This is a genomic window from Citrobacter gillenii (genome assembly GCF_013337685.1).
Taxonomy (GTDB): domain Bacteria; phylum Pseudomonadota; class Gammaproteobacteria; order Enterobacterales; family Enterobacteriaceae; genus Citrobacter; species Citrobacter gillenii.
Genome location: NZ_SUQN01000001.1, coordinates 777,548 through 801,228 on the forward strand (window position 1 = coordinate 777,548; position 23,681 = coordinate 801,228).

Here is a 23,681-nt window from a genome sequence, read left to right on the forward strand (position 1 = left end):
TGAATTACGCTGTTTCGTATTAACAAACCCTAACATATTAGCGGCAGAAACAGCGTTTTACTTAGCCCTGTTAGCGGCTTTTTTTACGATTTCAGCACCGGATGCCCGGTTAAGGTGAGCTGGCTGCTATTTTTCACGTTTCGCAGCACCGCTTTTGCCCCGAGCGGGAGCGTGACGGTACGCTGTTCGTGACCAAAATCGAGACCGCTAATCAACGGTACCGACAGTCTGGCACGCAGCAATGTGCAGACTTCCTCCAGATTGTAGCCAGCGTCGTAATCGTTTGGTGCGCTGCCGCTAAAACTGCCGAGAATAATGGCGTTCTGACGGGCTAAAATGCCCGCGTGGTACAGCTGCAACAGCATGCGCTCGACGCGGAACGGATGCTCATTAATGTCTTCCAGCACCAGAATACCGTTATCAATGGCGGGCATATACGGGGTGCCAATCAGCGAAATGAGCATCGCCAGATTACCGCCCCACAGCGTGCCTTCGGTGGCGCAGTCCGGACCATCACCTTGCCAGTCGATAGTAAATTGCGCATTGCGTAATGCCTGCCAGAAATGGTGTTCGGTAAACGCGTTCATTTCTTCGGCACCAAAATTGGCCGCTAACATCGGGCCGCTGAAGGTAATGACGTTGCCTTGTGCCAGCAGGCCGCACTGGATTGCCGTAAAGTCGCTGTGTCCGCAAATGAGCAGTGGGTCGTGTTGCTGGCGGGCGGTCAGTGCCTGCCAGTCAATAGCATCCAGTAAACGGCTGGCGCCATAGCCGCCGCGCACCGCCAGTACAATGGTATCGGGCGTTTTCAGCTCAACCAATGCATTCACATCCGCCAACCGTTCGGTTTCCGTCCCGGCAAAACGCTGGTAGCGACGTGCAATAACCGCCGAGTTTGTGACCTGATGACCGGCCTCAGTAAGGCGCGAAAGCCCGCGCAATGCCGCTTGCTGGTTGATACAGTAGCCCGAGGGGGCAATTAAGTGAAACCGGGACATGGCATTTCCTTGCTACAACTAAAACCAAATGTATATCATGCCGCGTAGGTATGTCGTTGTCACCTCAGCGACAGGTTCCGGCTATAAGGATAGATGACGTGAAATTGAGATGGTTTGCTTTTTTGGTTGTATTACTTGCGGGCTGTAGTTCAAAACAGGATTACAAAAATCCGCCATGGAATGCTGAAGTTCCGGTTAAACGCGCAATGCAATGGATGCCGATCAGTGAAAAAGCCGGCGCGGCCTGGGGGGTAAGCCCACAATTGATTACGGCCATCATCGCCATTGAATCAGGCGGAAATCCGAATGCGGTCAGTAAATCTAACGCCGTTGGGCTGATGCAGCTCAAAGCCTCTACCTCCGGACGGGATGTCTACCGTCGGATGGGCTGGAGTGGCGAGCCGTCAACCAGTGAGCTGAAAAACCCTGAGCGCAACATCTCAATGGGTGCCGCGTACCTGAATATTCTCGAAACCGGACCATTGGCCGGCATCGAAGACCCACAGGTGATGCAATATGCGCTGGTGGTGTCATATGCCAACGGTGCGGGGGCGTTGCTGCGGACATTCTCCTCCGACAGGAAAAAAGCCATCAACAAAATCAACGATCTCAGTCCGGATGAGTTTATTGAGCATGTGGCTGATAATCATCCGGCGCCGCAGGCTCCGCGTTATATCTGGAAGCTTCAGCAAGCGCTGGATGTGATGTAGTTCGCGTGAGGTTACTCGCGTACCTTGTTGGATTTTTCCCGGGCCTCACGTTCGAGTGAAAAAATAATCCGCTGTAAGTTCCGCTCCACCGCCGGGCTGACGTTGAGAAAACGGAAGCTCAGGCGGGGAGTAGTGATGGTTTCATTTTTCCCGTCGATAACTTTGCGCTCGCTGATGGAAATAAGCTGGGCGTCAACGTGGTACATTCCCCATTGTTCCATGTTGATTTCAACCTGCGAAAAGCGCATGCCCTCCACCAGTCCTTCTGGTTTTGCCTCTTCTAACAGCGCGCCCATCCCGCCGAGCGATAAATCGAACAACCGAAAACGTAAAATGCTGTTGTCCGGCATTTTTGCCGTGCAGTGATAGGGCGGATGCAATGGGGCACCAATACGGAAATATTCCCGGCGCTGGACAAACCACAGCGCGGGCGGCAGCGACGAGATAAATGCCGGCAACCGTTGAAATTCCCCTTTTTTGAGCTGAGGCAGGGTGAACTCGACCTTGGCGCCCTGCGTTTCAGCGATGACAGAGACGTGGTTTGCCCTCTGAACGGCCTGGTTTTCATATTCCTGGCTGCCAAAATCCATAACTAATTCATCCGGGCTCACCGCGAGAATTTTGCTGATGAATTGCCCTCCTGACCAGGAGATTCGCAGGGGGATCTGCTGTGAATTTAAGTCGCGGAGAACGCCTAACACCGCCAATGGATTTTGCTTCAGGAACTGCTCATGGTAGTTGCTCACACCTAATGACTCCTGGATGCCTGGTTTGTCGTTGGATTATCGGCATCGCGCGACAGAACTTAATACAAATGGATGAAATTTTTTATTAAGTCAGCTGAACGCAAGCTGTAGAAAAACGCCGGGCGACGGCTTGCCTATACTTAACGTACTGGCGCAGGAATGGCTTGCGCGTGCGTTCATTGGAAAGAGGGCCTGAAAATGGGAATTATTGCCTGGATTATTTTTGGTCTGATTGCGGGCGTTATCGCCAAACTGATCATGCCGGGGCGTGATGGCGGCGGTTTTATCCTGACCTGCATTCTCGGTATTGTGGGTGCGGTGGTCGGCGGATGGCTGGCAACGATGTTTGGTATTGGTGGCGATATCAGCGGGTTTAATCTGCACAGTTTTCTGGTGGCCGTCGTCGGCGCGATCCTCGTGCTGGGTATTTTCCGCCTGGTACGGCGAGATTAATTGAGCGGCCCCTGCGGGGGCCGTCTCTCAAAAGGGCTCAGAACTGGTATTCAATCCCTGCCCAGAAATTTCGGCCTTCTTCGATAAATCCTTCGCTGTAGACATACTGCGTATCAAACAGGTTATTGACCGACGCGTTTACGCTAAACCCACGGCCAATGGCGTAGTCCGCGCGCAGATGGGTAATCGCAAACCCCGCTGCTTTCTGTGAGCCGTCGGTATTGCTGTAGCTTGACGAGCGGGCCTCTTCGGACAGCGTAATGCTGAGTGGGTCCGATGGTTTCAGCGTCATCCAGGCGGTGAGGGTTTGCGTGGGCAGATCGGTCGTTTTGCTGATGTCGTTACGTTTGATGTCTGCATGGATAAGCCCGTAGCTCAGCCCTACGTCGAGCATATCAAAGACCTTACCTTTGACACCGGCATCCAGCCCGGTGTAGTCCACCCGGCCGCTGTTTTGGTTCTGGATGGTGTCGGCGTCAATATTGTGCGCCAGTATCGCATCGGTTATGCGGTTGTAATACATGCTGGCTTCGAATCCCCAATCCTTGCTGAATGAACCGTTCCAGGTGAGATCGACGCTGCGGGCGCGCTCCGGTTTTAGCTGTGGGTTGACCAGCGCTATCTGGTTATAGGCCGGTTTTGAGGTGGTGTAACGTTCTTTCAACGTCGGGAAACGGGTTCTGTCAGAGTAGGACAGTGCTAACGTGTCGGCATTTTCAAAATGGTATTTGGTCATGACCTGCCAGTTAAAGGCTGACTGATTGTTATCGTCATAATGGGTGACGCTGCCGTTTTTCTCGTGCTTCATACCCTCGACGCTGTCGCGCCAGTCATAGCTTATCCCGGCCACCACATCGACATTGTCTGCAGCCGCCCACTGGTATTCACTGGCAACAGACCAGGTACGGTCTTCATAACGATCGTAAGCCGCATTTGGTGCGCCTTTTTCGCGGTGCACATCATCTTTCCAGTTGACGGCGAACGAGAGCAGATCGTTTTCGCGCATCTCGGCGGCGAGCTGCAATCCTGCGCCGTCGCTGTAGTCAGAATAGTGGCTGTAGCTGCCTTTCTTATTTTTCAGATCGGCCAGCGAGTTGTACATCATCAGCGTATTTTCGAAGGTGTCACGATACAGACGGCTTTTCAGGGTAAAACGGTCGCCCAGATGCGTGGTGCCCTGATAGTAATAACTCTCTTTATCGTATTGCGGCCATTGCCAGTAGCGCGACTTCTGGCTGCTGGTTCCGGCGTACGGCGGGTTATCTTTTTCGCCGTCCTGATTAATATAGGTCAGCACATATTCGTCATCGCCGCGTGGGGTAAATCCCAGTTTGACGATCCCGCGTTTATCATCGGCGGATGAGTTGGTCATCTTGCCGTTGCTGCCGGCCAGCGGATTATCCACACCGTGCGGCAAGCCGAGAAAATCCTGCTTTAGCTGGCTGTCGCTGAGCTGGATATATCCCAGATCGTTGCTGGCGCCAAAGGAGGCGTGCATATCGTGGGCATTGTCTTTGCTGCGACTCCAGCCCTGACGATAGCCAATGCTACCTTCGAGCGCTTTGGTGGGTTTCTTCGTTGTAATGTTGATAGCGCCGCCCATCTGGTTTGGGCCCTGCAACAGCGATGAATAGCCTTTGGAGACTTCAACCGAGGCGATATCGGAAGTGAGAAAACGGCCCAAATCGAGATTACCGTCGTAGGGGATATACACCGGCACACCGTCGAAAAAGACCGGCACCTGGCGGCTGTCAAACCCGCGTACTTTGACCTGTTGTTCATTGCGGTTGCCGGATTTTTGCAGCACCACGCCAGGGACCACGCTCAGCGCCTGGGCGACATTTTGTTTATCCAGTTTTTGTATTGTTTCCTGTCCCAGAACCGTGGTAGTTGCGGCGGAGGCCGGGCTTGACCAGACGGTCATGGTTTCGCTTTCCTGCCCAGCAAAAGCACTCTGCGCGAAAGCAAGCGACAGCGCTGTGTAAAGACAACTTTTGGTGAAATTCATTATTTTTAGTCCATTTATTAATGTTATATGCCACGTGCGTCCGGGCTCAGGCTTACTTTGATATCCGCAGGTGGGGCGTAGTAAGGCGCGGAGGTGATAAAGAGTCTGATGCCACAGTCGAGATAACTCGCTAGCGAGGTGAGGGTAATGCCGCCAGTCAGCGCCAGCGTGCAATGAGGGGCCAGAGAAGTGGCCAGACGAGCAATGTCTGCCGACTGCTCGGGGGTAAATTTGTCGAGTTGCAGTACATCGGGTGCGGCGCGTAGCGCGGCCAGGGCTTCATCCGGCGTGTCGGCTTCGACGACAATCTTTTTTTCTGGCGCATGGCGGCGTAACTGCGCGATAGTGCCTGCCCAGTCGTGCGGGTCAGGAAGAAAACGACGATGATTGGTAAATAGCAAGACGGTTTCGGCGCATCCTACCCGGTGAATAATGCCACCGGCGGCAAGGACTGCCTGGGTTGCCAGCAAGCGGGTGCCGGGGATCGCTTTGCGGGTACAGGCGATCTGTGCGTCAGGGTAGCGGGCGCGGGCAACGCTGAGCATCGCGTCGAGATAGTGCGAGACACCGCAACTCCACTCCAGCACATTTTGTACGGCCTTCCAGCCCTGATGCAGTGCTGCCGCGTTGCCATGGGCGCGAATGAGCTGCTGCCCGGGGGCTGCGTGTTCGCCATCAGCCCGCTGTTCGGTGACGGTCAAACCTAATGAACACAGCATTTGTCTGGCGACAGAGATGCCGCTCACGCAGCCCCCCTGGCGATGGCAGAAATCCATAACCCCTTGCTGTGCGCCAATGCCCAGCGCCCGGGTGGTCAGGTCGCCGCCCTGAATATCTTCCTGCAGCAGCGCATCGGTTTGCGCCTGCGAAAAGTAGATCATTGCAGTGCCTCCGGCGGCACGCTGTCCCACCAGATCAGCGCCCAGTCGCGGCTGGCGGGCGCAATGGTGCGAGGGTCCTGCTGTTGATACCAGTGTTCCAGTCGATCCATCTCGTCGACACTCAGCTCGCCCATGCTCCAGCGCACGTTTTCCAGAAAACGCGTCCAGGTGCTGTTGTCCTGCTGACAGTTGGGCCCGCGGATAAAATCAACGTGAGCGTGGATGCCCATCTGGTACAGGACATTCAGCGCGTAGATATAGTTGGGAAGTTCTATTACCTCGCGTCCCAGCGCGCGCTGAAGAGTCGGCGATACAAACGAGGAACTGACGAGGTGGGTGGTGTACACCCGTAACCGTGCCTGATTATTCAGCTTGGTCATCGCCTGGCGCATGTCGGTGACCAGCGTGGAACGCGAGGCGACGGCAATATCGCATCGGGGTAAGTCATCCCAGTGCTCTTCCCAGGCACGCTGTACCCACTGAACGTGGTGGGCATTCATCTGCCTGGCACGACGGGCGGCAACGCTCAGCATTCCCTGGCTGTAATCCACGCCGTAGATTATCGGCATCTTTTTAGCCAGCGCCAGTGATACCGTACCGGGCCCACAGCCCATATCAAACAGCGACTCTGCGCCTTTCAGGTCGATTTTCCCCAATAGCTGCAGCAGATAGCTGTCGGTTAATGAGGCGCAATTCTCGGCCATTTTTTCCGCACGCTTATCCCAGTGCTCGGGTTTTTTCTCGGTGCGATGCGCCAAACGCAGCTGTTTACGGTAAAGGTCGGCAAAATCAATGTCGTCAATGAGCATCGTTATTCCTTAATATTGTGAGCCAAAGAGGTGGTGAGCAATTTGTGACGGCGTAACGCGATACAGCGTGGCCAGTCGATCGGCAGCGAGCTGGTGTTCAGGAAGACCTTGCGACACCATGCCGTCCGGTTCGACGCGTACCACGCTGTCGGCTATAGCCTGCGCATGCAGCGGATGGTGGGTCGACATCAGCAGTGCCATGCCGGTATTTTTTAGCCTCACTAGCGTGTCGAGCAGGCGGATCTGATGACCAAAATCGAGGCTGGAGGCGGGTTCATCCAGCAGCAGCAGGCGCGGACGCTGCACCAGCGCGCGGGCAATCAGCACCAGCTGGCGCTCTCCGCCACTGAGGGTGTTCCAGCGACGTTGCGCCAGATGGCTGATTTCCAGCATCTCCAGTTGCTGATGCGCACTGTCGTGTTCTTTGGTGCCGGGAATGGCAAATGCCGCCATTTGTGGGGCCAGCCCCATCATCACCATGTCCAACGCAGTGAAGGCAAAAGCGCCGTCATGTGCCTGCGGTACCCAGGCGATGGCGCGGGCGCGTTCACGATCGCTGAGATGATTGGCTGCCACGCCGTCCAGTAAAATGTCACCCTGCAGGAGTGGGAGAACGCCAAGCAGGGTACGCATCAGCGTCGTTTTTCCGCTGCCGTTGGCGCCCAGCAGGCAGCAAATAGAACCTTCGTTGATGCTGAACGAAACGTGGCGTAATACGGGGCGTCGGGCGGAGTATCCCAGAGAGGCGCGTTGCACGGTCAGTAGCGTCATGAGCGATGTCCCCGTAGCAGCAGTACCAGGAAAAACGGTGCGCCAATAAACGCGGTCAGGATCCCCAGCGGAATTTCCGTGCTGCTCAGCGTTCGTGCGAGGGTGTCGGTCAGCAGCAGCAAAATGGCCCCGATACCCATGGAAACCGGCAGCAGTTGCTGATGATTGTTACCGCTGAGCAGGCGGCCAATATGCGGCACCACCAGTCCGATCCAGCCGATAATCCCGGCAATGGCGACGGTACAGGCGGTGATTAGCGTGGCGCAAACAATCAGCCCCAGCCGCAGTCGGGAAACGTTGATACCCAGCGAGCGGGCTTCATCATCTGAGAGCGTAAGAAGGTTCATGCGCCAGCGCAGCAGCAGCAGCGGGATCGAACCGGCTATAATCAGTGGCGCTGAAAACCACAGATCGTGCGCCGTGATAGTGGATAACCCGCCGAGCAGCCAGAAGGTAATTGACGGGAGCTGGGTATACGGATCGGCCAGCGTTTTGATCAGTGAAATACCGGCACCACACACCGTACCCAGCGCAATGCCGACCAGTACCAGCGTGAGTACCGGATCGTGGCGCTGCACCCGGCGGGTAATCAGCCACACGCCTGCAACTACCAGCAGGCCGCCGATAAACGCATACAGCTGAATAAACAGGATCGGTAAGCCCAGCAAGATGGCTGAGCAGGCGCCCAATCCTGCTCCGGCCGCCACGCCGAGAATGTCCGGCGAGACCAGCGGGTTACGGAACATCCCCTGATAGGTTGTTCCGGCTCCCGCCAGCGCTGCGCCCAGCAACAGCGCGGCCAGAATGCGCGGCAAGCGAATTTGCCAGAAGACAATTTTATCCTGCGCCAATACGCTATCCTGGCCCGTAATAAGCGCCATGACGTGCTGCGCATCCAGGCGATAAGCACCGGAAATTGCGGCGACCATTACGCACACGACGATGGCTGCCGTCAGCAGAACACTGAGGGTGGAGGTTCTCATCTGGCTGCCACCAACGTTTGGTACTGTGAATCACTGAGGGTGGTATGCCAGAACAGTTCCGCGTAGCGCTGCATATCGGATTTAAAGCGTGCCGCGACGTCAGGATCGAGCCAAGCGTGCAGGCGGCGTAAACCCAGCAAGCGGTTGATTCCGGGTGGCGCGTCCAGCCAGCCAAACGGCAGGCCGCTGAGAAACAGAATGCGTTTCCCGGCAACGGCTTTCACCCCTTGCCAGAGCGGATCTTCTCGCAGGTACTGCGCTGTCACCGCGTCCTGAACCAGGATGATGTCCGGCTGCCAGTTTAGTAGGTTCTCCATCGATACCTGTGCCAGGCCCTGTCGACCGGGAATTTGCGCCACATTTTCTAACCCCAGCAGCTCTGCGGCTTCGGTATGCAAAGAGCCTTGCAAACCGGTTTCAAGCCCTCTGGCCCCGCGCGCGGCATAGAAACGCAGTTTTGCGCCGGCAGAGTGCGAGAAAACGTCGGCTTCATCAATAAATTGGCGGGCAAGCCCGGCCTGCGCGGTGGTACGTGTGGCCGTGCCCAGCGCGTTACCGGCTGCAGTCAGCTGCGCCGGGGTTTGCCGAAGTTCACCGTTAATCAACAACCAGGGAATGTGTGTTTGCGCGCTAACCTGGCGTGCCTGAGAAAGCCAGGTTTCATCGGCGTTTCCGCAGTCAACCACCAGGTCGGGTTTGAGCGCCAGTAAGGCTTCCAGCGACAGGGTGCTGGCGCGTCCCGCCAGCCTTCCCAGTTTGGGTAATGCCCGGATGTCATCGGGAAAAGGAAGGGCGGCCTGGCGGGAAAAGTCAAAGGATGAAAACCCGACCAGTTTCTCTGGCGCAACGGCCAGCAGGAGCACATCGGCAGGCGCTCCTGCGCTCACCACGCGCTGAATAGCATCAGGCGGGGGCAGAATACCGACATCCATGGTGAGCGGCGTTTGGGCAAAAGCAGGAAGATGGCGTAACAGCAGCGTAGTGGCCACGAGTTGGGCAAACATCCGTCTTGTCAGTGGCATTATGCTTATCCTGAGCAGTGATAAAATCGCTATATATTTACATATATAACGAATAAAAACATGTTCAGAATCAATTTCTCATGGATGAAAACAGGGATACCCCATAAGGGCTAGGTGCAATAGAGACACCGGAATTACGCAGAAGAAAGGCAAAAAAATCCGCGACGAAGCGCGGATTGAGAGAAGAAAAACCGTACTGCTGGTGATGCTAAGGCGTGGGCTGTGCCTGCTTTTGAGGTTCCGCAGGTGCGGGGCTGGCAGGCGCAGGCCGCGAAGACGGGACACTATCACAGGGTTTTTCTTTGGCGCAAATCAGGTCGAGCATTTTTAAGGTGACGCCGTTGGTCCAGCCAAAGCCGTCCTGTAACGGGTACTCGCCACCGCCACCGCCGGTTCCTGTGCTGCTGACGTCGTATTTTTCAACCAGCTTTTTCTCCCGGTCATAGGTATGCTGCACGTTGGTCAGGAAGCGCCAGGTGACCTCCATGGCGACCTTATCCTGGCCGTAGTTTTGTAACCCGGACGCTGCAACCCACTGGAGTGGTGCCCAGCCGTTCGGGGCATCCCACTGTTGACCGCTTTTCACCGACGTTGTGGCCAGACCGCCGGGTTGCAGCAGATGCGCCTGGGTCGCCGCAGCCACCTTGCTGGCGCGATCGTTGGCCGCCGCATTGACATACAACGGGAACAGGGCGGCGGCGGTCAGTTGATTGCGTACTTTCTGACTTTTTAAATCGTAGTCGGCATACCAGCCCTCTTTATCGTTCCACAGGTAGCTTTCAATCCCTTTTTGTCGCGCATTAGCGAAGCCTTCGTACTGTGTAGCTTTGGCTTCATCCCCTGCGGCTTTGCTGGCAAGCGCAATCATTTTTTCCATCTTATACAGCAGCGCATTGAGATCGACAGGGACGATGCTGGTGGTGCGCAGGGTGCTTAACTGGTTCGGGTTGTCCATCCAACGTGAGCTAAAATCCCAGCCCGAGGCGGCGGCCGAACGCAGGTCGCGGTAAATGTCGGTGGCCGGACGGTTTGGATTGCTTTTGGCGGTGGCGATATCTTCAACCCAGGACTCGGGTCTTGGCGTATCACGGTCATCCCAGTAGCGGTTTAACACCGTGCCGTCAGCCAGTTTGACTACCCGTTTGTTCTGCTGACCTGGCTTAAGCGTTTCGACGCCCTCCATCCAGTAGCTGTACTCTTTCTGCATCTGCGGCAGGTATTTTTTCAGCGCATCATTACCGTCGTGCTGCGCCAGCAGTTCAACCATAAAGGCGAAGAACGGCGGCTGGGAGCGGCTCAGATAATAGCTGCGGTTACCGTTAGGAATGTGTCCCCAGGCATCAATCTCGTAAGCGAAGTTCGCCACCATGTCGGAGACCTTGTCCCAGTGGTTGCTCTCGGCAAGCCCCAGCATAGTGAAATAGCTGTCCCAGTAATAAATTTCGCGAAAACGTCCGCCGGGCACCACATACGGCTCCGGCAGCGGCAGCAATGAGTCCCATTTTTCCACGTCAGTCGTCGAGCGCGTTAGCACTGGCCACAGCCCGTCGATATGCTCACGCAGCGACTGCCCGGCGGGCGGTACGTATTTCTCACCCTCTTTGGGCAGCGTAAAATTCACACCGACGAAATGACGAAGATCGAAGCCGGACTGGTTTTTTTGCATCCGATAATCAGCAAGGATCATCAGCGGATCGCTATTGGGCACTGCATCGGCAAAGGTTTTCTGATCCGGGAACAGCTTGGCGGTTTGCACATCATTAAACAGAGGGCCGAGCAGGATATCAGGGGGCTGCGGCGTTGCGGCGGGCTGTTCCTCGGCGTGGGCGCCGAATGAAACAAGGGCCAAAAGGGTACTTGCGAGCGTGAGTTTTACTGTAACAGAGAGCAGGCCAGGATGGCGAATTGCTGGCGTTATCATCGGGTAATCTCCTTAGCGGCGTGCCGAAGTTGCGGCATTTACCATGAGAAAACCTTAGTCCAGGATCGACCGTTACGCGTTATAGGGACCCTATTTTGCGAACAAACAGACGTTTCTGCACGTGATGTGAAAGCTGCACGCCCTTTGTGATAACAGGACGTGCAGCGGCGTTTAGCCCACGCGGATGACCTGATGTGCCGCGCAGTCAAGGGTCAGGGTGTCCCCCATTTTGATGGCGTCGAGCGCCTCACCCTGCTGGCATACCCAGCCGATCCCCATCTCGCGGGCAATGATTGCCGAATGGGACGCATCGCTGCCCGCGCGCAAACAGATGCCTTTGATGGTCAGCGGATCCAACTGCAGTACGGTGGACGGGTAAATGACGTCTGCCACCAGGATTGTCGGGCGAATAAAGGTCGGGATTTGAGCGGGTATTCCGGTCAAATGCCGCAGCGAGCGGTACAGTAAATCGTCAATATCGATATACCGCGCCTGCAAATAAGGGTCGTCGAGCTGGAGATACTGCTGACTCAGGTCGCTCAATACCGTATGCCAGGCATGTTCGGCGCGACACTGTTTTTCGCGCATGATAGCGCAGGCCATGTCATATAACTCGGTATCGTCCAGCAGCGTGTGGTGGCCGGAGAAAATCGCGGCGATATCGGCGGAGTATTTCTCTTCGGCAAGCGCTGTTAAACAGTTCAGATCCTCCAGCGTATTGCGGATTGCCGCCTGTAACCGCTGCTGTTCGTACGGTAAATCGGTGGCAGGCTGCGGGGCTACCTCTGCGGCGACCGGCGTATAGCAAAAGGCCATCCCCGTTGCTTGTATCGGCGCTGAATTGGGGATGCCGCCGGTATGTGGTTGTTCAACGGACTCACCAAAGTTCTGCGCAGCCAGTTGTTTGAATGCCGCTAGCGCGTCGTCGGCCTGTTCACCTTTGGCAATTAAGCGCAGCGTGTCATTACAACGTACCTGCAGCAGCGCGATTTGGTTCAGGCTGTCCGGGACCACGCACTTACCGTTTTTCTCAAGCAGCATGTCGGCGCGAAAGCCAGACAGCGTGGAGACCAGCCGTGACGCCGGGCGAACGTGGATGCCGTTGGGGTTTTTGACCACCACGGCAACAGAGCGGGCCTCGTCATCAGCAGGGAGGCCTTCCGGCGAGGTCACGACCGGGGACGACGGTGGTAAACCCAGTTGCGCATATTTGGCATCGAGGGCGTTCATGGCATCACGAATGACGCGGTCGATATCGGCACCTGCTGCGGCGCTGACCGTTGCGGCCAGGGTACCTTCTACCAGCGGAGCTGCGCACAAGCGTACCTTCGCGGCGATCGTCGGATCGAGCAGTTCCAGGGCGGTTTCCGCACTTAATAACGCGCTGCCGATATCCATCATCACCAGCACGTGATCCGTGTCCGCAACGGACTCAATGGCTTCCATCACTTTAATCGGATCGGTGCCGATAGGATTATCGGGATCGTCAATGCCCGCGGCGATCGCGAGTTTGCACCCTTCGCCCATTAACATCTGTCGGGCTAACTCGCCGACGCCTGCGCCCAACTGCGCGCTATGAGACACAATAACCAGGTTTACCATCGCTTTATCCTTACTCTCTGGCGGCCTGAGCCAGCATTTGCATCATAAACATCACCGACGTTGCGCCGGGATCCTGATGCCCGATACTGCGCTCACCCAGATAGCTGGCACGACCTTTACGTGCCTGCATGGTGATGGTGCTTTGTGCAGCCGCTTCTGCTTGTTGACTCGCCGCGTCCAGCGCCGCCTGTACACTCAGTTTTTGTTCGCAGGACTGACGTAGCGACTCGACCACCGGTACCCAGACATCACACATGGTTTTGTCCCCGGGCTCGGCTTTACCTCGGCTAATCACGCCTTCTGCGCCATCGCGCATCATCTGATACAGCTCGTCCAGCGTCAGGCTCTGATGGGCCTGAGTCACCTGTGCGGCGCGGATGAAGAAGGTGCCGAACAGCGGACCGCTGGCCCCGCCGACGCTGGAAAGCAGCACCATGCCGGTGTTTTTCAAAATGAAACCGATGTCTTTATCCGCAATGGACGGCAGTTTTTCGACCACTTTACTGAAGCCACGGTGCATATTCAGGCCGTGGTCGGCGTCGCCAATTTCCCGGTCCAGACCGGTCAGAAAATCACTTTCGGTGGTAAATATTTCACCGCAGCGATAAAGCCAGTTAACGATTTGTGTTCTGTTGAGGGACATTATGAATCTCCTTATTTACCCCAGTTGAGAGCAGGGGTGTGCACCGGTGCATCCCACAGGTTCAGCGTTTCGTTATCGACCTTTAACAGGGTGATGGAGAAACCGGTCATATCCAGAGAGGTACAGTAAGAGCCAATCAGATTGCGTTCGATGATGATACCCGCATCCTGACAGCGGCTTTCAAGACGGTTATAGACGCCGAACAGCTCGGATAGCGTCGTTGCGCCAAGGTTATTGACCAGCGCAATGACGCGGTCGCCCTGTTGCAGCGCTTGTTTGGTTTCTTTACCTTCCTGCCAGGCACCCTGGATGTTGTCCCAGTGGCGCAGCGTACGGCTGTAATGACCGTTTTCCAGCAGGGTGTCGAACATTTCATCCACGGTCTGGTCGAGGGAAGAGAAGGCGCGTCGGTCGATCCCCGGCTCCCCATGAATGCCGACGCCAAACTCCATTTCGTTATCCTGCAGCGTAAACGAAGGTTGCCCTGCGGCCGGGACAGTACAGGCGCCGATAGCAATGCCGATAGAGTGACCGAGGTTATTCAGTTTGCGACCCAATGCGGCACACGCTTCCAGCGAGTCTCCGCGCTCGGCAGCCGCGCCGACCAGTTTTTCAATCAGCACGGTATTCGCAACACCGCGACGTCCGGCGGTATACAGGCTATCTTTTACCGCTACGTCGTCGTCAACAACCATGGTCGTGACCTTGACGCCGCTTTCGTGCAACAGCTCGGTAGCGGTTTCAAAATTCAGAATGTCACCGGTGTAATTTTTGATGATTAGCAGCACGCCTTCGCCACCGTCAATTTGCATGGCGCATTCGAACATTTTGTCCGGGGTTGGCGAGGTGAAAATCTCCCCCGGACAGGCACCGGAAAGCATGCCCTGACCAATATAGCCGCAGTGCATTGGTTCATGCCCGCTGCCGCCACCTGAAAGTAGCGCCACTTTACCCATCACCGGCGCGTCAGCACGAGTGACGTATACCGGGTCCTGATGCAGCGCCAGAGAAGGGTAGGCTTTTGCCAGCCCGGCGAGTTGTTCATTCAGTACGTCTTCAACACGGTTGATCAATTTTTTCATTTTTATGCTCCGTAGACAGTCCTGGGATGGCTGCAAAAAACGGCAGACATCTGGTGTAGGGTATCGGTGATGTACAGCGCCACGGCGACCTCTCGCTGCCGATAAGGTAATTTTGCATATGGGTTGTCAAAAGAAAATTGCCGTAATGAGCGTTTCAATACGGAACATCTTCGCTGATAAATGTTCCGTATTGAAACGTAGTGGTGCATAAAACAGCAGAAATGAGAGATGCGGCAGGTTTAGCGCAAAACGCCTCAGCGTGGGGAGGTGAAGTAAAAACCACCTGCATTGCAGGTGGTTTTGTTCGCAAGAGCGGAGTCCGGTCTTAGCCCGGATAGATACCACGATCTTTACGCGCCAGCAGAATACGTTCACAGGCGACAATGTAGGCGGCAGTACGCAGAGAGCAGGATTTCTCCGCGGCTTTTTCCCATACGTGGACCATTGCGTCGGTCATGATCTTATCCATGCGCGCGTTGATCTCTTCTTCGCTCCAGAAGAAGCTTGCCATGTCCTGCACCCATTCAAAGTAGCTGACGGTAACGCCACCGGCGTTACAGACCACGTCAGGTACCACAACGATACCGCGGCTGGCCAGTACGTCATCGGCATCCGGGTAGGTTGGGCCGTTTGCGCCTTCGAGCACCAGCTTACAGGTCAGCGTTTCCGCGCGACGACGGGTGATCTGGCCTTCAAGCGCAGCCGGGATCAGAATATCCATCTCCACGCTCCAGAACGCTTCGCTGGCGATGGTTTCAGCACCCGGGAAACCGGCAATTTGTTTGTGCTCTAACTGCCATGCAGTCAGCGCAATCATGTCGATCCCGGTGGTATTAAACAGGGTGGCGGTATGATCCTGAATAGCGACCACGCGTGCACCCGCACCGGCGAACAGGCGAGCTGCTTCACTCCCCACGTTACCAAAACCTTGCACTGCCACGCGAGCGCCTTCAACGGCGATGTTGGCACGGCGCGCTACTTCCAGACCGCTGACGAATACGCCGCGACCGGTGGCTTTATCACGACCCAGAGAGCCGCCAAGATGGATTGGTTTACCGGTGACCACGCTGGTCACGGTAGTGCCGTGGTTCATGGAGTAAGTATCCATCATCCACGCCATGACTTTCCCGTTGGTACCGACATCCGGGGCAGGAATATCTTTCTGCGGTCCGATGATAATGCCGATTTCACTGGTATAGCGGCGGGTCAAACGCTCCAGTTCGCCCTCAGACAACGAGAAAGGATCGACGCGAACGCCACCTTTCGCACCGCCATATGGCAGGTTAAGCGCGGCGCATTTGATGGTCATCCACGCAGAAAGAGCCATCACTTCGTTAAGATCAACATCAGGATGATAACGCACGCCGCCTTTACCTGGGCCTCGGGAGAGGTTGTGCTGCACGCGGTATCCTTCGAAATGGCGGATGGTACCGTCATCCATTTGCACCGGGATATCGACAATCAATGCGCGTTTTGGGTGACGCAGGGTATCCACCCAGTGGGAAAGTTCACCCAAGTACGGGGCCACACGCTCGATTTGTTGCAGGTAGGTATTCCAGGCAGATGTGCTGCTATCTGAAGCGTAAGATAACTTATCCATGATAAACCTTAGTTATAAAAGTAATATGTGCTTAATTTCGCCGTGGTATACAGTGGATCTCACCATATAAACGTAAATTTAACATTTTTTTCAAACAACGGCCTGCCTTCAGGGCACGGATTGTCATGTCTGTGGGTTAGGTTTTCAGTTGGAATGTGAATAATTATCTGGGATTTACAGGGTTTTTGGCGGTTTTTCTGATAATAAACCAATTGCATTGCATAAAATGTGCGGCTTGCTATTTGTCAGATTTATGACGCACCTCTAAAAGTAAAGAATATGATAATAAATTGTATTTTCCTTATTGCATTTCTGCTCTCAGTAGGTCACCGAGATGGTCACCGTATCGGCGTAGTTATCAGGGGTAAAATTGCTGCTCGGAACGGTGGCATACACCGGATAATCGCTGGTTAACCCCGTACCTGTGCCTGCTACTGCATTAAGCGACGTATTTCCCCAGATAGTCCCCGTCGGGCCAGGTGTTGAACTTAGCTGATACGGCACTTTATCCTGATTGGCCCCGGTTCCTTTCAATACACCATAACCTGATGTATTCCCATTGGAAGGCTGCAATCCAATGGTATAGGGAGTGTTATTGGTGCAGGCGACCCCGAGTGCACTGCTTGCCGTGACGTTGCGGTCAGTGGCTTTAGACGGGTTAAAGGTAATGTTATTGGCGTAGCCGATCGCACACTGTTTTGTGACGTTGGCCGAGACGGTGAAGGGTAGCCTGGCGGCGACGGTATCACCACAGGTCGTGGGTGGCAAAACCAGACCGGGATTGAGCGTCACCAGAGCTGTTGCCGTCGTATAGCTATCCTGATAGTTTCCCGGCACGGCGGTCGTTTGCGGGGTGTTGAGCTTCGCGTACACCGTCAGCGTACCGGTCACCGGTGTCAGGTTAAGTAAGTTGAGCTTTACCATCGGGAAGGTGGCGCCCGACTGATACTGACTTCCCCATATTTTGCTATGTCCCGCGTCCTGGTACAGCTGGTAGGTCAGCGTTCTGGCTGGCGTACCACTCAATGACATATTCCTGGTGGTGACCTGGCCGCTGACGCCGGAGATGCCAATATTAAAGCACAGATTAATCCCCGCCAGCACGTCACCCAGCTCTTTAGCACAGCTGTAGTTAAAGGTCATCGCGGATGTTACAGCTGACGTTGGCAGTGGATTGACGGCGCCAAAATTAACCGGCTGCACGTTGCTTACCGAACAGGTGACCGCGTAAACGAATCCTGGGTTTACGAGTAATCCGCTAATCAGGGTCAGATTTCTTAGCCACATAAAATTACTCCTGTTATCGGCATACCAGTGGGCCAATTTGCACGATGCCTCGCGCTGAGGCCGGGTAGTCAAATTTGACGCTGCAGGTACCGGTTTCTGTCTTAATACGCAGAGCGTTGTGCTGTTCCAACGTGTCGAACCAGGTCATCCCGTCAAACCCAACAAGTGATGACTGGCCCGCGCCAGTGGTGGCAATGGCCATGCTGCCTTCGGGGATAGCCTGCCCCTGTTCATCGATGAGGATCACCTGCGCGGCGCGTACTGGCGTAATGCCAAAACTGACCAGCGTGCCGGAACGGTCTGCAGGGGTGGCATTCGCCTCGACGTGGGTGATGCGCATATTGGCGGGCAGGTCCATCGGGTCAATGCTGATCTGGTTTTTTTGATAGCTGTTTAGGGAGGTAACCAGCAGCAGGCCATTGTCATCACTGCTGCCGATCACGTTGTTTTGTAGCTTGATGGGAACGTCGGGAATGCCGTCGGTCGACACCACGGCAAAGCCATTGCTAATTTCACGCGCGGCAAACAGGCCGCCGCCCATCATCACCACGGACCCGGTCGCACCGGCATAGCCATAGTGGTTATCCGGCAATTGGCTGAAGCCGGTGTACGCTTTCCCGTAACGACCTAAATAACCTACTTCCCCCTGGCCGCTTTGTTGAGATGCTTGCTGGCTGGCGGCGACGTTCCAGCCCCAGCCCCCGTCAGCTGGCGGCGTCTGGCTGGCATTCAACTGGTAGCCGGTTTCGTCATTCGTACGCTGGATGGTGCTGCTGACGCTCAGATTACGAGGAGTGGTGACGGTCACCATCAGGTAGACGCTGCGGTCGCGGTTGTCATCAACGTTCTGGTTGAACCCTGCGTTAAGGGACACGGTATCAGTAAGGGACTTGTACCAACTGGCGTTGGCATAGCGTACGGCGCTTTCATGCGGGTAGCGAAATTGCAGGTAGCTCAGGCTGATATTTCCGGCGGACGCCAGCGAATAGCCCACCACCGTGTTGCTGCTCAGCGTCGGTGGTGGTTCGCCATAATGGGTCGCCACATCACGATAATCGCCGGAGGTGGCGGTAGTACTGGTGCTGAAATTGAATTTCTCTCCGGACCAGCGGTATCCTACGCTGTATAAAAAACCGTTTTTCCCGGCGTCCGCACTTGCCGCCAATGCCGTAGAGAATGTGCCGCTGTGGATATCTGGGATCCAGTCGTTGCTGAAACCGGCATTAATCAGCCCGTCGCTGGTTTCGGCGTGCGCACCTGCGGTGAAGTTACTGCTGAATCCCCGACGCCATGTCCCGCTGATCGCCGGGGCGCTGGCATACTCAAATGAAGCGTACCCGTAGTTTTCGCGCACCACCCCAATCTCGGCTGACCACGAGGTCAGACCTTCGCGCAGCAGCTGTTGATCGTTGTAAAAAGAGAAATTTTGCACCGTCGTTCTGCCCAGCGCATCTGTCATCATCACTTGACCCGTCCCCGCACCGCTGATATTTGGCAAGGTGTTGATCTGAAAACTGCCCGCCGGGACTTCACCGTTGTAGTACCTGACCCCGTCGACATACAACTCTACGTTGGACGGCACCGTTGCGGAGCCGAGATACGCGGGAAGCGGGGTGGTTGGCATATACGGCTGCAAACCAAAATCGGTCCCAATTTGAATCCCGCCGATGCGGGTTGGGCGGGAGCCGGTGAGCGAACTGGTCAGCGTATCCCCCACGGTCAGTGCCAGCATCGTTTCCGGGAATGATGAGCGCCAGCTGGTATCCAGTCGGTAAAAGGCGTTATCGGCATCGGTTTCAGTGGAGTACTGGGTGAGTTGAGTGGTACTTAACACCCCTGAACCATTAAAAGCGCGCAGTTCGCTAAACGTATTAATGCTGCTGGCGTCACCCTGCTCTGCGTAAATATCATAATTGAGCAACGCGCCGCCCGCGGAGGAGGCCATCGGGGCAGTTTCTGCGGGTGGGTTAAGCTGGGTGGTGGCAAGGTCGAGTTCATTTAGTGGTACGGTTAGCGCCAGCGTTTGCAGTTGTTTATTGTAGTCAACGTTCAGCTGCGCAATATCATACAGCCCGACAGGCTGAGTAGTTTCCTCTGGTAGACGAAAACCCAGCGTGCGTAGGGTATTGGCACTGGCGTACAGCTTTTCGTTTTCATAGCCAAAATGAACCAATCCAGCGGCATTGCCGTTGACCGTCACGTCGAGATATAAATCGACTCCGGGCAAGGGGGACTCATCACGAATAATGCCCGTGTCCGTTGGGGTGTTTGTCTGTGCGTGCACGCAGGCCATTCCCGAGAGTAAGGCCCCATTAAGTACGCCATATTTCACCACAAGCCAGAGCCAGTCAGAGTTCTTGTACTGTTTTTTGGCCATTGACCGTGACTTCAACTTTTCCGCCGTAATGAGTATCACTGGCTGACGGGGAGACTATCCACCGCATCGTTGAACCTGGAAGAACGTAGCCTAGCAGTCCTGGACTGATCACTTTTTTCGCACCATTTCGTTGTATAAATGTGGCGGCGGATAATTGGGCATGAGCGTTTCCCTGATTACTGACTTCAAGAAAGTGTTTGCCGTCACGCTGTTGCAGTTTCCACTGTAATTTTGCCGCTGTGTCAGCCTGCGTTGTGGGTTGAATAAACACGGGCACGGAATAATGCATCACAAATTGCAGTTTATTTTTTTGTAATTTTGCAGGGGGTAATTCATCAATGGATAAGCGATAGGCCTCTTCAACAGACGACGATGGCGGCGCGGTTCGAATCACGCGGATGAGCTGGCGTTCACCCGGGGCTAACGCCAACATGGGTGGGCTGATGACCAGTCCCTGAGAGGGGGACAACGTATCGCCGTCTGCTCCCTGACGCCAGTGGAAAACGCGTACCTGTGCATTCAGCACGTTTTCACCTGCGTTGCTTAACCAGATACCGTCGGCATTTTGCGTCGCCTGCAGTGTCAGCGTAACCGGCGCTATTTGCAGCCCGCTTGCCGCCGCGATATTAATGCTCATGGCTATTCCTGACAGACACGCGAAGGCGCACCGCTGCACAGGCAGTTTCAATGTCATGGGTCGTCCTGAGGTTAGTAGTTAACGTTAACCGTTACGAGATCGGCATAGTCATCAGGCGTGAAGTTGGCGCTCGGAGCGGTGGCATACACAGTGAAGCTTTGTCCCAGCCCGGTTCCGGTCGAGGCCACCCCATTTCCCACGCTTTCCGCAGTGGCTGTATTACCCCAAACCGGACCCGTTGCAGACGTTTGGTTCAACTGGTACGGCACTTTATCCGTGTTGGTTGCTGCGTTGGCCACCGAGGACATTGCCCCTCTGCCCGTGGTATTCCCGCCGTTAGCGACCGAAGGCGCCAGACCTATAAAATAAGGTGTCGTCTTGGAGCAATTAATGGAAATGGTATTACTGGCTGATGTATTTGTCGCAGTGGCATTGACCGATCCCAGGGCAATATTTGACCCTGAACCTGCGGTAACGGTACAGGCTTTTTGAATCGTCATCAGCACCTGAAACGTGCCGTTTGCGGTGACAGCATCAGCCGCTGAAATGATGGAAAAGGCGCTGCAACAAAGAATTAAGCGAGTGACGATAACTGGAGCCATATTCTTTACCTTTTTCAAATAACCACATTTTTTACTTTAAAAATACAATAATGCGGCATATGGAGACATATTCTAACCCTAGGATAAGTATGAGTCGTGCGCCAGTTGGTCTAATGAATTTTACTTAGGAAAAAGGTGATGGCGTCGACAAAAAAATAGTACCAACAGGTGAGTATATTGTTTCATTTTATAGGCTACTTAAGCGTGTGTTGATGGCAGACTCTTTCGGTGGGTATAGCGATTGAAGAGCTATAACCACTGATTTCTGGTATTTGTTCTTGTTATTAATGTTTATTTTTATATGTTATTTGAATTGCGTTAAACTTTTTAATGTTTTTAAATAATTAATTTTTATCAAGATGATGTTTATAATTTTTTACCGAGGTGCGAATTTATTGGCCTGAGGCTTTGATTGTGAAATGTCAAAGCAAAAATATTTAAGTGCTTCTTGAAATTTGGCTGATTTGTTATTTTCTGCGTGTTACTATCTGTAAATATAAACTCGGGATGTGAATGACGGTGGCTTATGAAACATTAAAATAAGCTTGCTGTGACATTTTTTTGTCTTTCTCATTGGGTTTTTCTTGTAACTAATTGATATGCATTAATTTTGTGTTGAGGTGAAAGTTGCTGAGATGCAGGGTGATCTATTCCCTATTGTGTTTTATGAAAATCAATGAATACAGAGTTAGTCAATGTGAATGTATATGCAGTTGTATTTTGTTTGTGTCATAAAAAGACTTCATTTATCGAATGAACCGTGGAGCCATCTAAAAGATTAGCGCGCCAACTGTAACAGTCGGAACAGCATTATTTACCGCGCATTCAGCCGCGCAACGCTATTCACCAACAAACGCTTCGGTTGCTTGAAATAATCGATGTGCACATTTATGTGCTCTGTGGATGTGCACATCTATTGCTAAGAGCGACGATAACAACACCTCACAGGTAAAATAATGAATAAGACTTTATATATGATTCCCGCAGGCCGGGCCTATCGACAACACGGGAATATTACGCGATCCAGGAAATTTACGTGGCTGGGAGGGGTGTTTACCTTCATGTTCATCAGTACGCTGACGCTATCAGATGCTTATGCTGGAGGAAATGGTGCAACATCGGGTACCCCAGGGTCTGCAGGGAGTCAGGTCACGGGTGGCGGTGGTGGTGGCAGCGGTAGCGGTACGAATGATGGCGGTGATGGCAGCGTAACTGATGGAAAAGGCGCAGATGGACAAAACGGGAATTCTGCCGGGTTAGGGGGCGATCCTGGAATGCAGATAACGGCGTCACAGACGATCACTACCCGTGTCACCGGAGGAACGGGTGCTGACGATACCGGCGCTGCCGGTGGTGGCACCGGGATAATTGTGCGCAGTGGTGCATCGCTGACGCTCGACGGTGCAACGGTTACCGGAGGGAACGGTGGTACGGGGACGCCAAACAACCTGGACACTGGCAGCGGCGGCGGCGGCGCCGGCATGCTGACAGATGGGAATCTGATCTTGACCGGGAGTGGTACGTCCATCACAGGTGGCGCCGGGGGAACCGGGAGCAGTTCGGGCGGCGGCGGCGGTACGGCGGTTGTGTTGACCGGTGGAACGGCGACTCACCTGACCAATGAAAGCGGCACGATAACAGGAGGCGTCGGTGGTCGAGGACGCTCGGGCGGCGGTGGTGGTGGCGCCGTTGTGACCAATGCAAATGTGACCAACTTCGTCGGAGGTACGATCACTGGCGGTGATGGCGGCATTCGTCCTTCCGCCAGTATCACTGCAAGCGGTGGGGGTGGTGCGGGTATTTTGGTAGCGAATAATGGTCAAAATACGGTTTCTATTATCAACCAGGGCGTGATTTCAGGTGGTAACGGTGGCCCATCATTTGCGGCAGGCGGCAATGGGGAAGGCGGTGCGGGTGAAGGGGGCGCACAAGGCGGAAGCGCGTCAAATGGTCGGCTCGGCGATGGTGGGGCTGGGGTAAAAGGCGCATTCCTATCGATTATCAACGCTGGTGCTATTAATGGCGGAAAGAGTGGCGATCCGTTGTTTGGTGGACCGACATCACGACAGGCGAACGCCATTGAGTTTACCGGTGGTGACAATCGGTTGGAACTGCAGGCCGGATGGTCGTTTCTTGGCAAGGTCGTCGGTATGACCGGGTCAACAAATACGCTGGTGTTGGGTGGGGATACGACACAATCGCAGGGGACCGGGCCAACGGTCTTTGATGTTGCTCAACTTTCTGCCACCGGAGGTAATGGTCAGTTTCAGGGGTTCAGTACATTTCATAAAACCGGTACCAGCACGTGGCAGTTAACAGAGACCACCTCGCAGCTGACGCCGTGGACGGTAAGTAATGGCACTCTGTCGATTATCACTGATGAATCGCTGGGTGATGTGAGCGGCAATCTTACCCTGTTGAATAACGCCACGCTTGCCACCGGCGCCGATATTTCGACGGTGCGTAATGTGGTGTTGGGGCAAGGTGGAGGAAAGTTTGATGTTTCACCGTCCACAACACTTGCACTCGCGGGGATGATCTCGGGGCCT

19 protein-coding genes and 1 pseudogene are annotated in these 23,681 nt (G+C 54.6%); 3 read left to right on the top strand and 17 right to left on the bottom strand.

The features are described 5' to 3' along the window. Positions 1–83 precede the first annotated feature (83 nt). Positions 84–998, bottom strand: coding sequence for a muramoyltetrapeptide carboxypeptidase (gene ldcA / locus FCH32_RS03665; RefSeq protein WP_174360503.1), 915 nt, complete (start codon positions 996–998; stop codon positions 84–86). A gap of 98 nt (positions 999–1,096) precedes the next feature. On the opposite strand from ldcA, the gene emtA reads away from it, so the two are divergent. Beyond that, on the top strand, positions 1,097–1,708 hold the full coding sequence (gene emtA / locus FCH32_RS03670; RefSeq protein ID WP_096756738.1) for a membrane-bound lytic murein transglycosylase EmtA: 612 nt from the start codon (positions 1,097–1,099) through the stop codon (positions 1,706–1,708). An 11-nt stretch (positions 1,709–1,719) separates the two neighbouring features. Here the strand turns inward: emtA and ycgR are convergent, their stop codons facing one another. Beyond that, entirely contained in the window at positions 1,720–2,454 is a 735-nt protein-coding gene (ycgR, locus tag FCH32_RS03675; RefSeq protein ID WP_174360504.1) for a flagellar brake protein YcgR, read from the bottom strand. 198 nt (positions 2,455–2,652) lie between these two features. Here ycgR and FCH32_RS03680 point away from each other — a divergent pair, with 198 nt between their 5' ends. After that, positions 2,653–2,907, top strand: a complete 255-nt coding sequence (locus tag FCH32_RS03680; protein ID WP_174360505.1) for a GlsB/YeaQ/YmgE family stress response membrane protein — start codon at positions 2,653–2,655, stop codon at positions 2,905–2,907. A gap of 37 nt (positions 2,908–2,944) precedes the next feature. On the opposite strand, the gene FCH32_RS03685 is transcribed toward FCH32_RS03680, so the two are convergent. The 15 genes from FCH32_RS03685 to FCH32_RS03755 form a co-directional block, all read right to left on the bottom strand. Further along, positions 2,945–4,915, bottom strand: a complete 1,971-nt coding sequence (locus FCH32_RS03685; RefSeq protein WP_174360506.1) for a TonB-dependent receptor plug domain-containing protein — start codon at positions 4,913–4,915, stop codon at positions 2,945–2,947. 23 nt (positions 4,916–4,938) lie between these two features. Continuing rightward, a complete protein-coding gene (gene modD / locus FCH32_RS03690; RefSeq protein ID WP_115258260.1) occupies positions 4,939–5,796 on the bottom strand; it encodes a ModD protein in 858 nt (285 codons plus the stop codon). Further along, positions 5,793–6,605, bottom strand: coding sequence for a class I SAM-dependent methyltransferase (locus FCH32_RS03695; protein ID WP_115258261.1), 813 nt, complete (start codon positions 6,603–6,605; stop codon positions 5,793–5,795). Before FCH32_RS03695 ends, modD begins: the two co-directional genes overlap by 4 nt. Positions 6,606–6,614: 9 nt before the next feature. Continuing rightward, positions 6,615–7,376: an ABC transporter ATP-binding protein gene (locus FCH32_RS03700; protein WP_115258262.1), complete on the bottom strand. Its 762-nt coding sequence runs from the start codon at positions 7,374–7,376 to the stop codon at positions 6,615–6,617. Further along, positions 7,373–8,359 carry a FecCD family ABC transporter permease gene (locus tag FCH32_RS03705; RefSeq protein ID WP_115258263.1) on the bottom strand — a complete coding sequence of 329 codons (987 nt, stop codon included), beginning with the start codon at positions 8,357–8,359 and terminating at the stop codon, positions 7,373–7,375. Before FCH32_RS03705 ends, FCH32_RS03700 begins: the two co-directional genes overlap by 4 nt. Next, positions 8,356–9,381, bottom strand: coding sequence for an ABC transporter substrate-binding protein (locus FCH32_RS03710; RefSeq protein ID WP_115258264.1), 1,026 nt, complete (start codon positions 9,379–9,381; stop codon positions 8,356–8,358). Before FCH32_RS03710 ends, FCH32_RS03705 begins: the two co-directional genes overlap by 4 nt. A 208-nt stretch (positions 9,382–9,589) precedes the next feature. Further along, positions 9,590–11,302, bottom strand: coding sequence for an alpha,alpha-trehalase (locus FCH32_RS03715; RefSeq protein WP_174360507.1), 1,713 nt, complete (start codon positions 11,300–11,302; stop codon positions 9,590–9,592). Positions 11,303–11,473: 171 nt separating this feature from the next. Next, the gene (gene dhaM / locus FCH32_RS03720) at positions 11,474–12,904 is read right to left on the bottom strand and encodes a dihydroxyacetone kinase phosphoryl donor subunit DhaM (protein WP_174360508.1); all 1,431 of its coding nucleotides are present in this window, start codon (positions 12,902–12,904) and stop codon (positions 11,474–11,476) included. Between the two features lie 10 nt (positions 12,905–12,914). Beyond that, positions 12,915–13,547, bottom strand: coding sequence for a dihydroxyacetone kinase subunit DhaL (gene dhaL / locus FCH32_RS03725; protein WP_096756742.1), 633 nt, complete (start codon positions 13,545–13,547; stop codon positions 12,915–12,917). A gap of 11 nt (positions 13,548–13,558) precedes the next feature. Next, positions 13,559–14,629: a dihydroxyacetone kinase subunit DhaK gene (gene dhaK, locus FCH32_RS03730; RefSeq protein ID WP_174360509.1), complete on the bottom strand. Its 1,071-nt coding sequence runs from the start codon at positions 14,627–14,629 to the stop codon at positions 13,559–13,561. Between the two features lie 325 nt (positions 14,630–14,954). After that, positions 14,955–16,229 carry a Glu/Leu/Phe/Val family dehydrogenase gene (locus FCH32_RS03735; protein ID WP_174360510.1) on the bottom strand — a complete coding sequence of 425 codons (1,275 nt, stop codon included), beginning with the start codon at positions 16,227–16,229 and terminating at the stop codon, positions 14,955–14,957. A gap of 318 nt (positions 16,230–16,547) precedes the next feature. Next, positions 16,548–17,516 (bottom strand): Csu type fimbrial protein, encoded by a 969-nt coding sequence (locus FCH32_RS03740; RefSeq protein ID WP_174360511.1) that lies wholly within the window; start codon positions 17,514–17,516, stop codon positions 16,548–16,550. A gap of 13 nt (positions 17,517–17,529) precedes the next feature. Further along, entirely contained in the window at positions 17,530–19,893 is a 2,364-nt protein-coding gene (locus FCH32_RS03745) for a fimbria/pilus outer membrane usher protein (RefSeq protein WP_174360512.1), read from the bottom strand. Beyond that, complete coding sequence (locus FCH32_RS03750; RefSeq protein ID WP_174360513.1) at positions 19,865–20,587, bottom strand: fimbrial biogenesis chaperone; 723 nt, start codon at positions 20,585–20,587, stop codon at positions 19,865–19,867. The genes FCH32_RS03745 and FCH32_RS03750 overlap by 29 nt, the downstream gene beginning before the upstream one ends. A gap of 14 nt (positions 20,588–20,601) precedes the next feature. Further along, the gene (locus tag FCH32_RS03755; RefSeq protein WP_096756748.1) at positions 20,602–21,132 is read right to left on the bottom strand and encodes a Csu type fimbrial protein; all 531 of its coding nucleotides are present in this window, start codon (positions 21,130–21,132) and stop codon (positions 20,602–20,604) included. Positions 21,133–22,193: 1,061 nt separating this feature from the next. Here FCH32_RS03755 and FCH32_RS23295 point away from each other — a divergent pair. Then, positions 22,194–23,681: pseudogene (locus FCH32_RS23295) on the top strand (hypothetical protein); the annotation flags it as partial.

What these genes read in the sequence shown, in the direction of transcription:
- ldcA (WP_174360503.1), bottom strand. Translation starts at nt 998, where the DNA reads ATGTCCCGGTTTCACTTAATTGCCCCCTCGGGCTACTGTATCAACCAG.
- FCH32_RS03680 (WP_174360505.1), top strand. Translation starts at nt 2,653, where the DNA reads ATGGGAATTATTGCCTGGATTATTTTTGGTCTGATTGCGGGCGTTATC.
- FCH32_RS03685 (WP_174360506.1), bottom strand. Translation starts at nt 4,915, where the DNA reads ATGAATTTCACCAAAAGTTGTCTTTACACAGCGCTGTCGCTTGCTTTC.
- modD (WP_115258260.1), bottom strand. Translation starts at nt 5,796, where the DNA reads ATGATCTACTTTTCGCAGGCGCAAACCGATGCGCTGCTGCAGGAAGAT.
- FCH32_RS03695 (WP_115258261.1), bottom strand. Translation starts at nt 6,605, where the DNA reads ATGCTCATTGACGACATTGATTTTGCCGACCTTTACCGTAAACAGCTG.
- FCH32_RS03700 (WP_115258262.1), bottom strand. Translation starts at nt 7,376, where the DNA reads ATGACGCTACTGACCGTGCAACGCGCCTCTCTGGGATACTCCGCCCGA.
- FCH32_RS03705 (WP_115258263.1), bottom strand. Translation starts at nt 8,359, where the DNA reads ATGAGAACCTCCACCCTCAGTGTTCTGCTGACGGCAGCCATCGTCGTG.
- FCH32_RS03710 (WP_115258264.1), bottom strand. Translation starts at nt 9,381, where the DNA reads ATGCCACTGACAAGACGGATGTTTGCCCAACTCGTGGCCACTACGCTG.
- FCH32_RS03715 (WP_174360507.1), bottom strand. Translation starts at nt 11,302, where the DNA reads ATGATAACGCCAGCAATTCGCCATCCTGGCCTGCTCTCTGTTACAGTA.
- dhaM (WP_174360508.1), bottom strand. Translation starts at nt 12,904, where the DNA reads ATGGTAAACCTGGTTATTGTGTCTCATAGCGCGCAGTTGGGCGCAGGC.
- dhaL (WP_096756742.1), bottom strand. Translation starts at nt 13,547, where the DNA reads ATGTCCCTCAACAGAACACAAATCGTTAACTGGCTTTATCGCTGCGGT.
- dhaK (WP_174360509.1), bottom strand. Translation starts at nt 14,629, where the DNA reads ATGAAAAAATTGATCAACCGTGTTGAAGACGTACTGAATGAACAACTC.
- FCH32_RS03735 (WP_174360510.1), bottom strand. Translation starts at nt 16,229, where the DNA reads ATGGATAAGTTATCTTACGCTTCAGATAGCAGCACATCTGCCTGGAAT.
- FCH32_RS03740 (WP_174360511.1), bottom strand. Translation starts at nt 17,516, where the DNA reads ATGTGGCTAAGAAATCTGACCCTGATTAGCGGATTACTCGTAAACCCA.
- FCH32_RS03745 (WP_174360512.1), bottom strand. Translation starts at nt 19,893, where the DNA reads ATGGCCAAAAAACAGTACAAGAACTCTGACTGGCTCTGGCTTGTGGTG.
- FCH32_RS03750 (WP_174360513.1), bottom strand. Translation starts at nt 20,587, where the DNA reads ATGACATTGAAACTGCCTGTGCAGCGGTGCGCCTTCGCGTGTCTGTCA.
- FCH32_RS03755 (WP_096756748.1), bottom strand. Translation starts at nt 21,132, where the DNA reads ATGGCTCCAGTTATCGTCACTCGCTTAATTCTTTGTTGCAGCGCCTTT.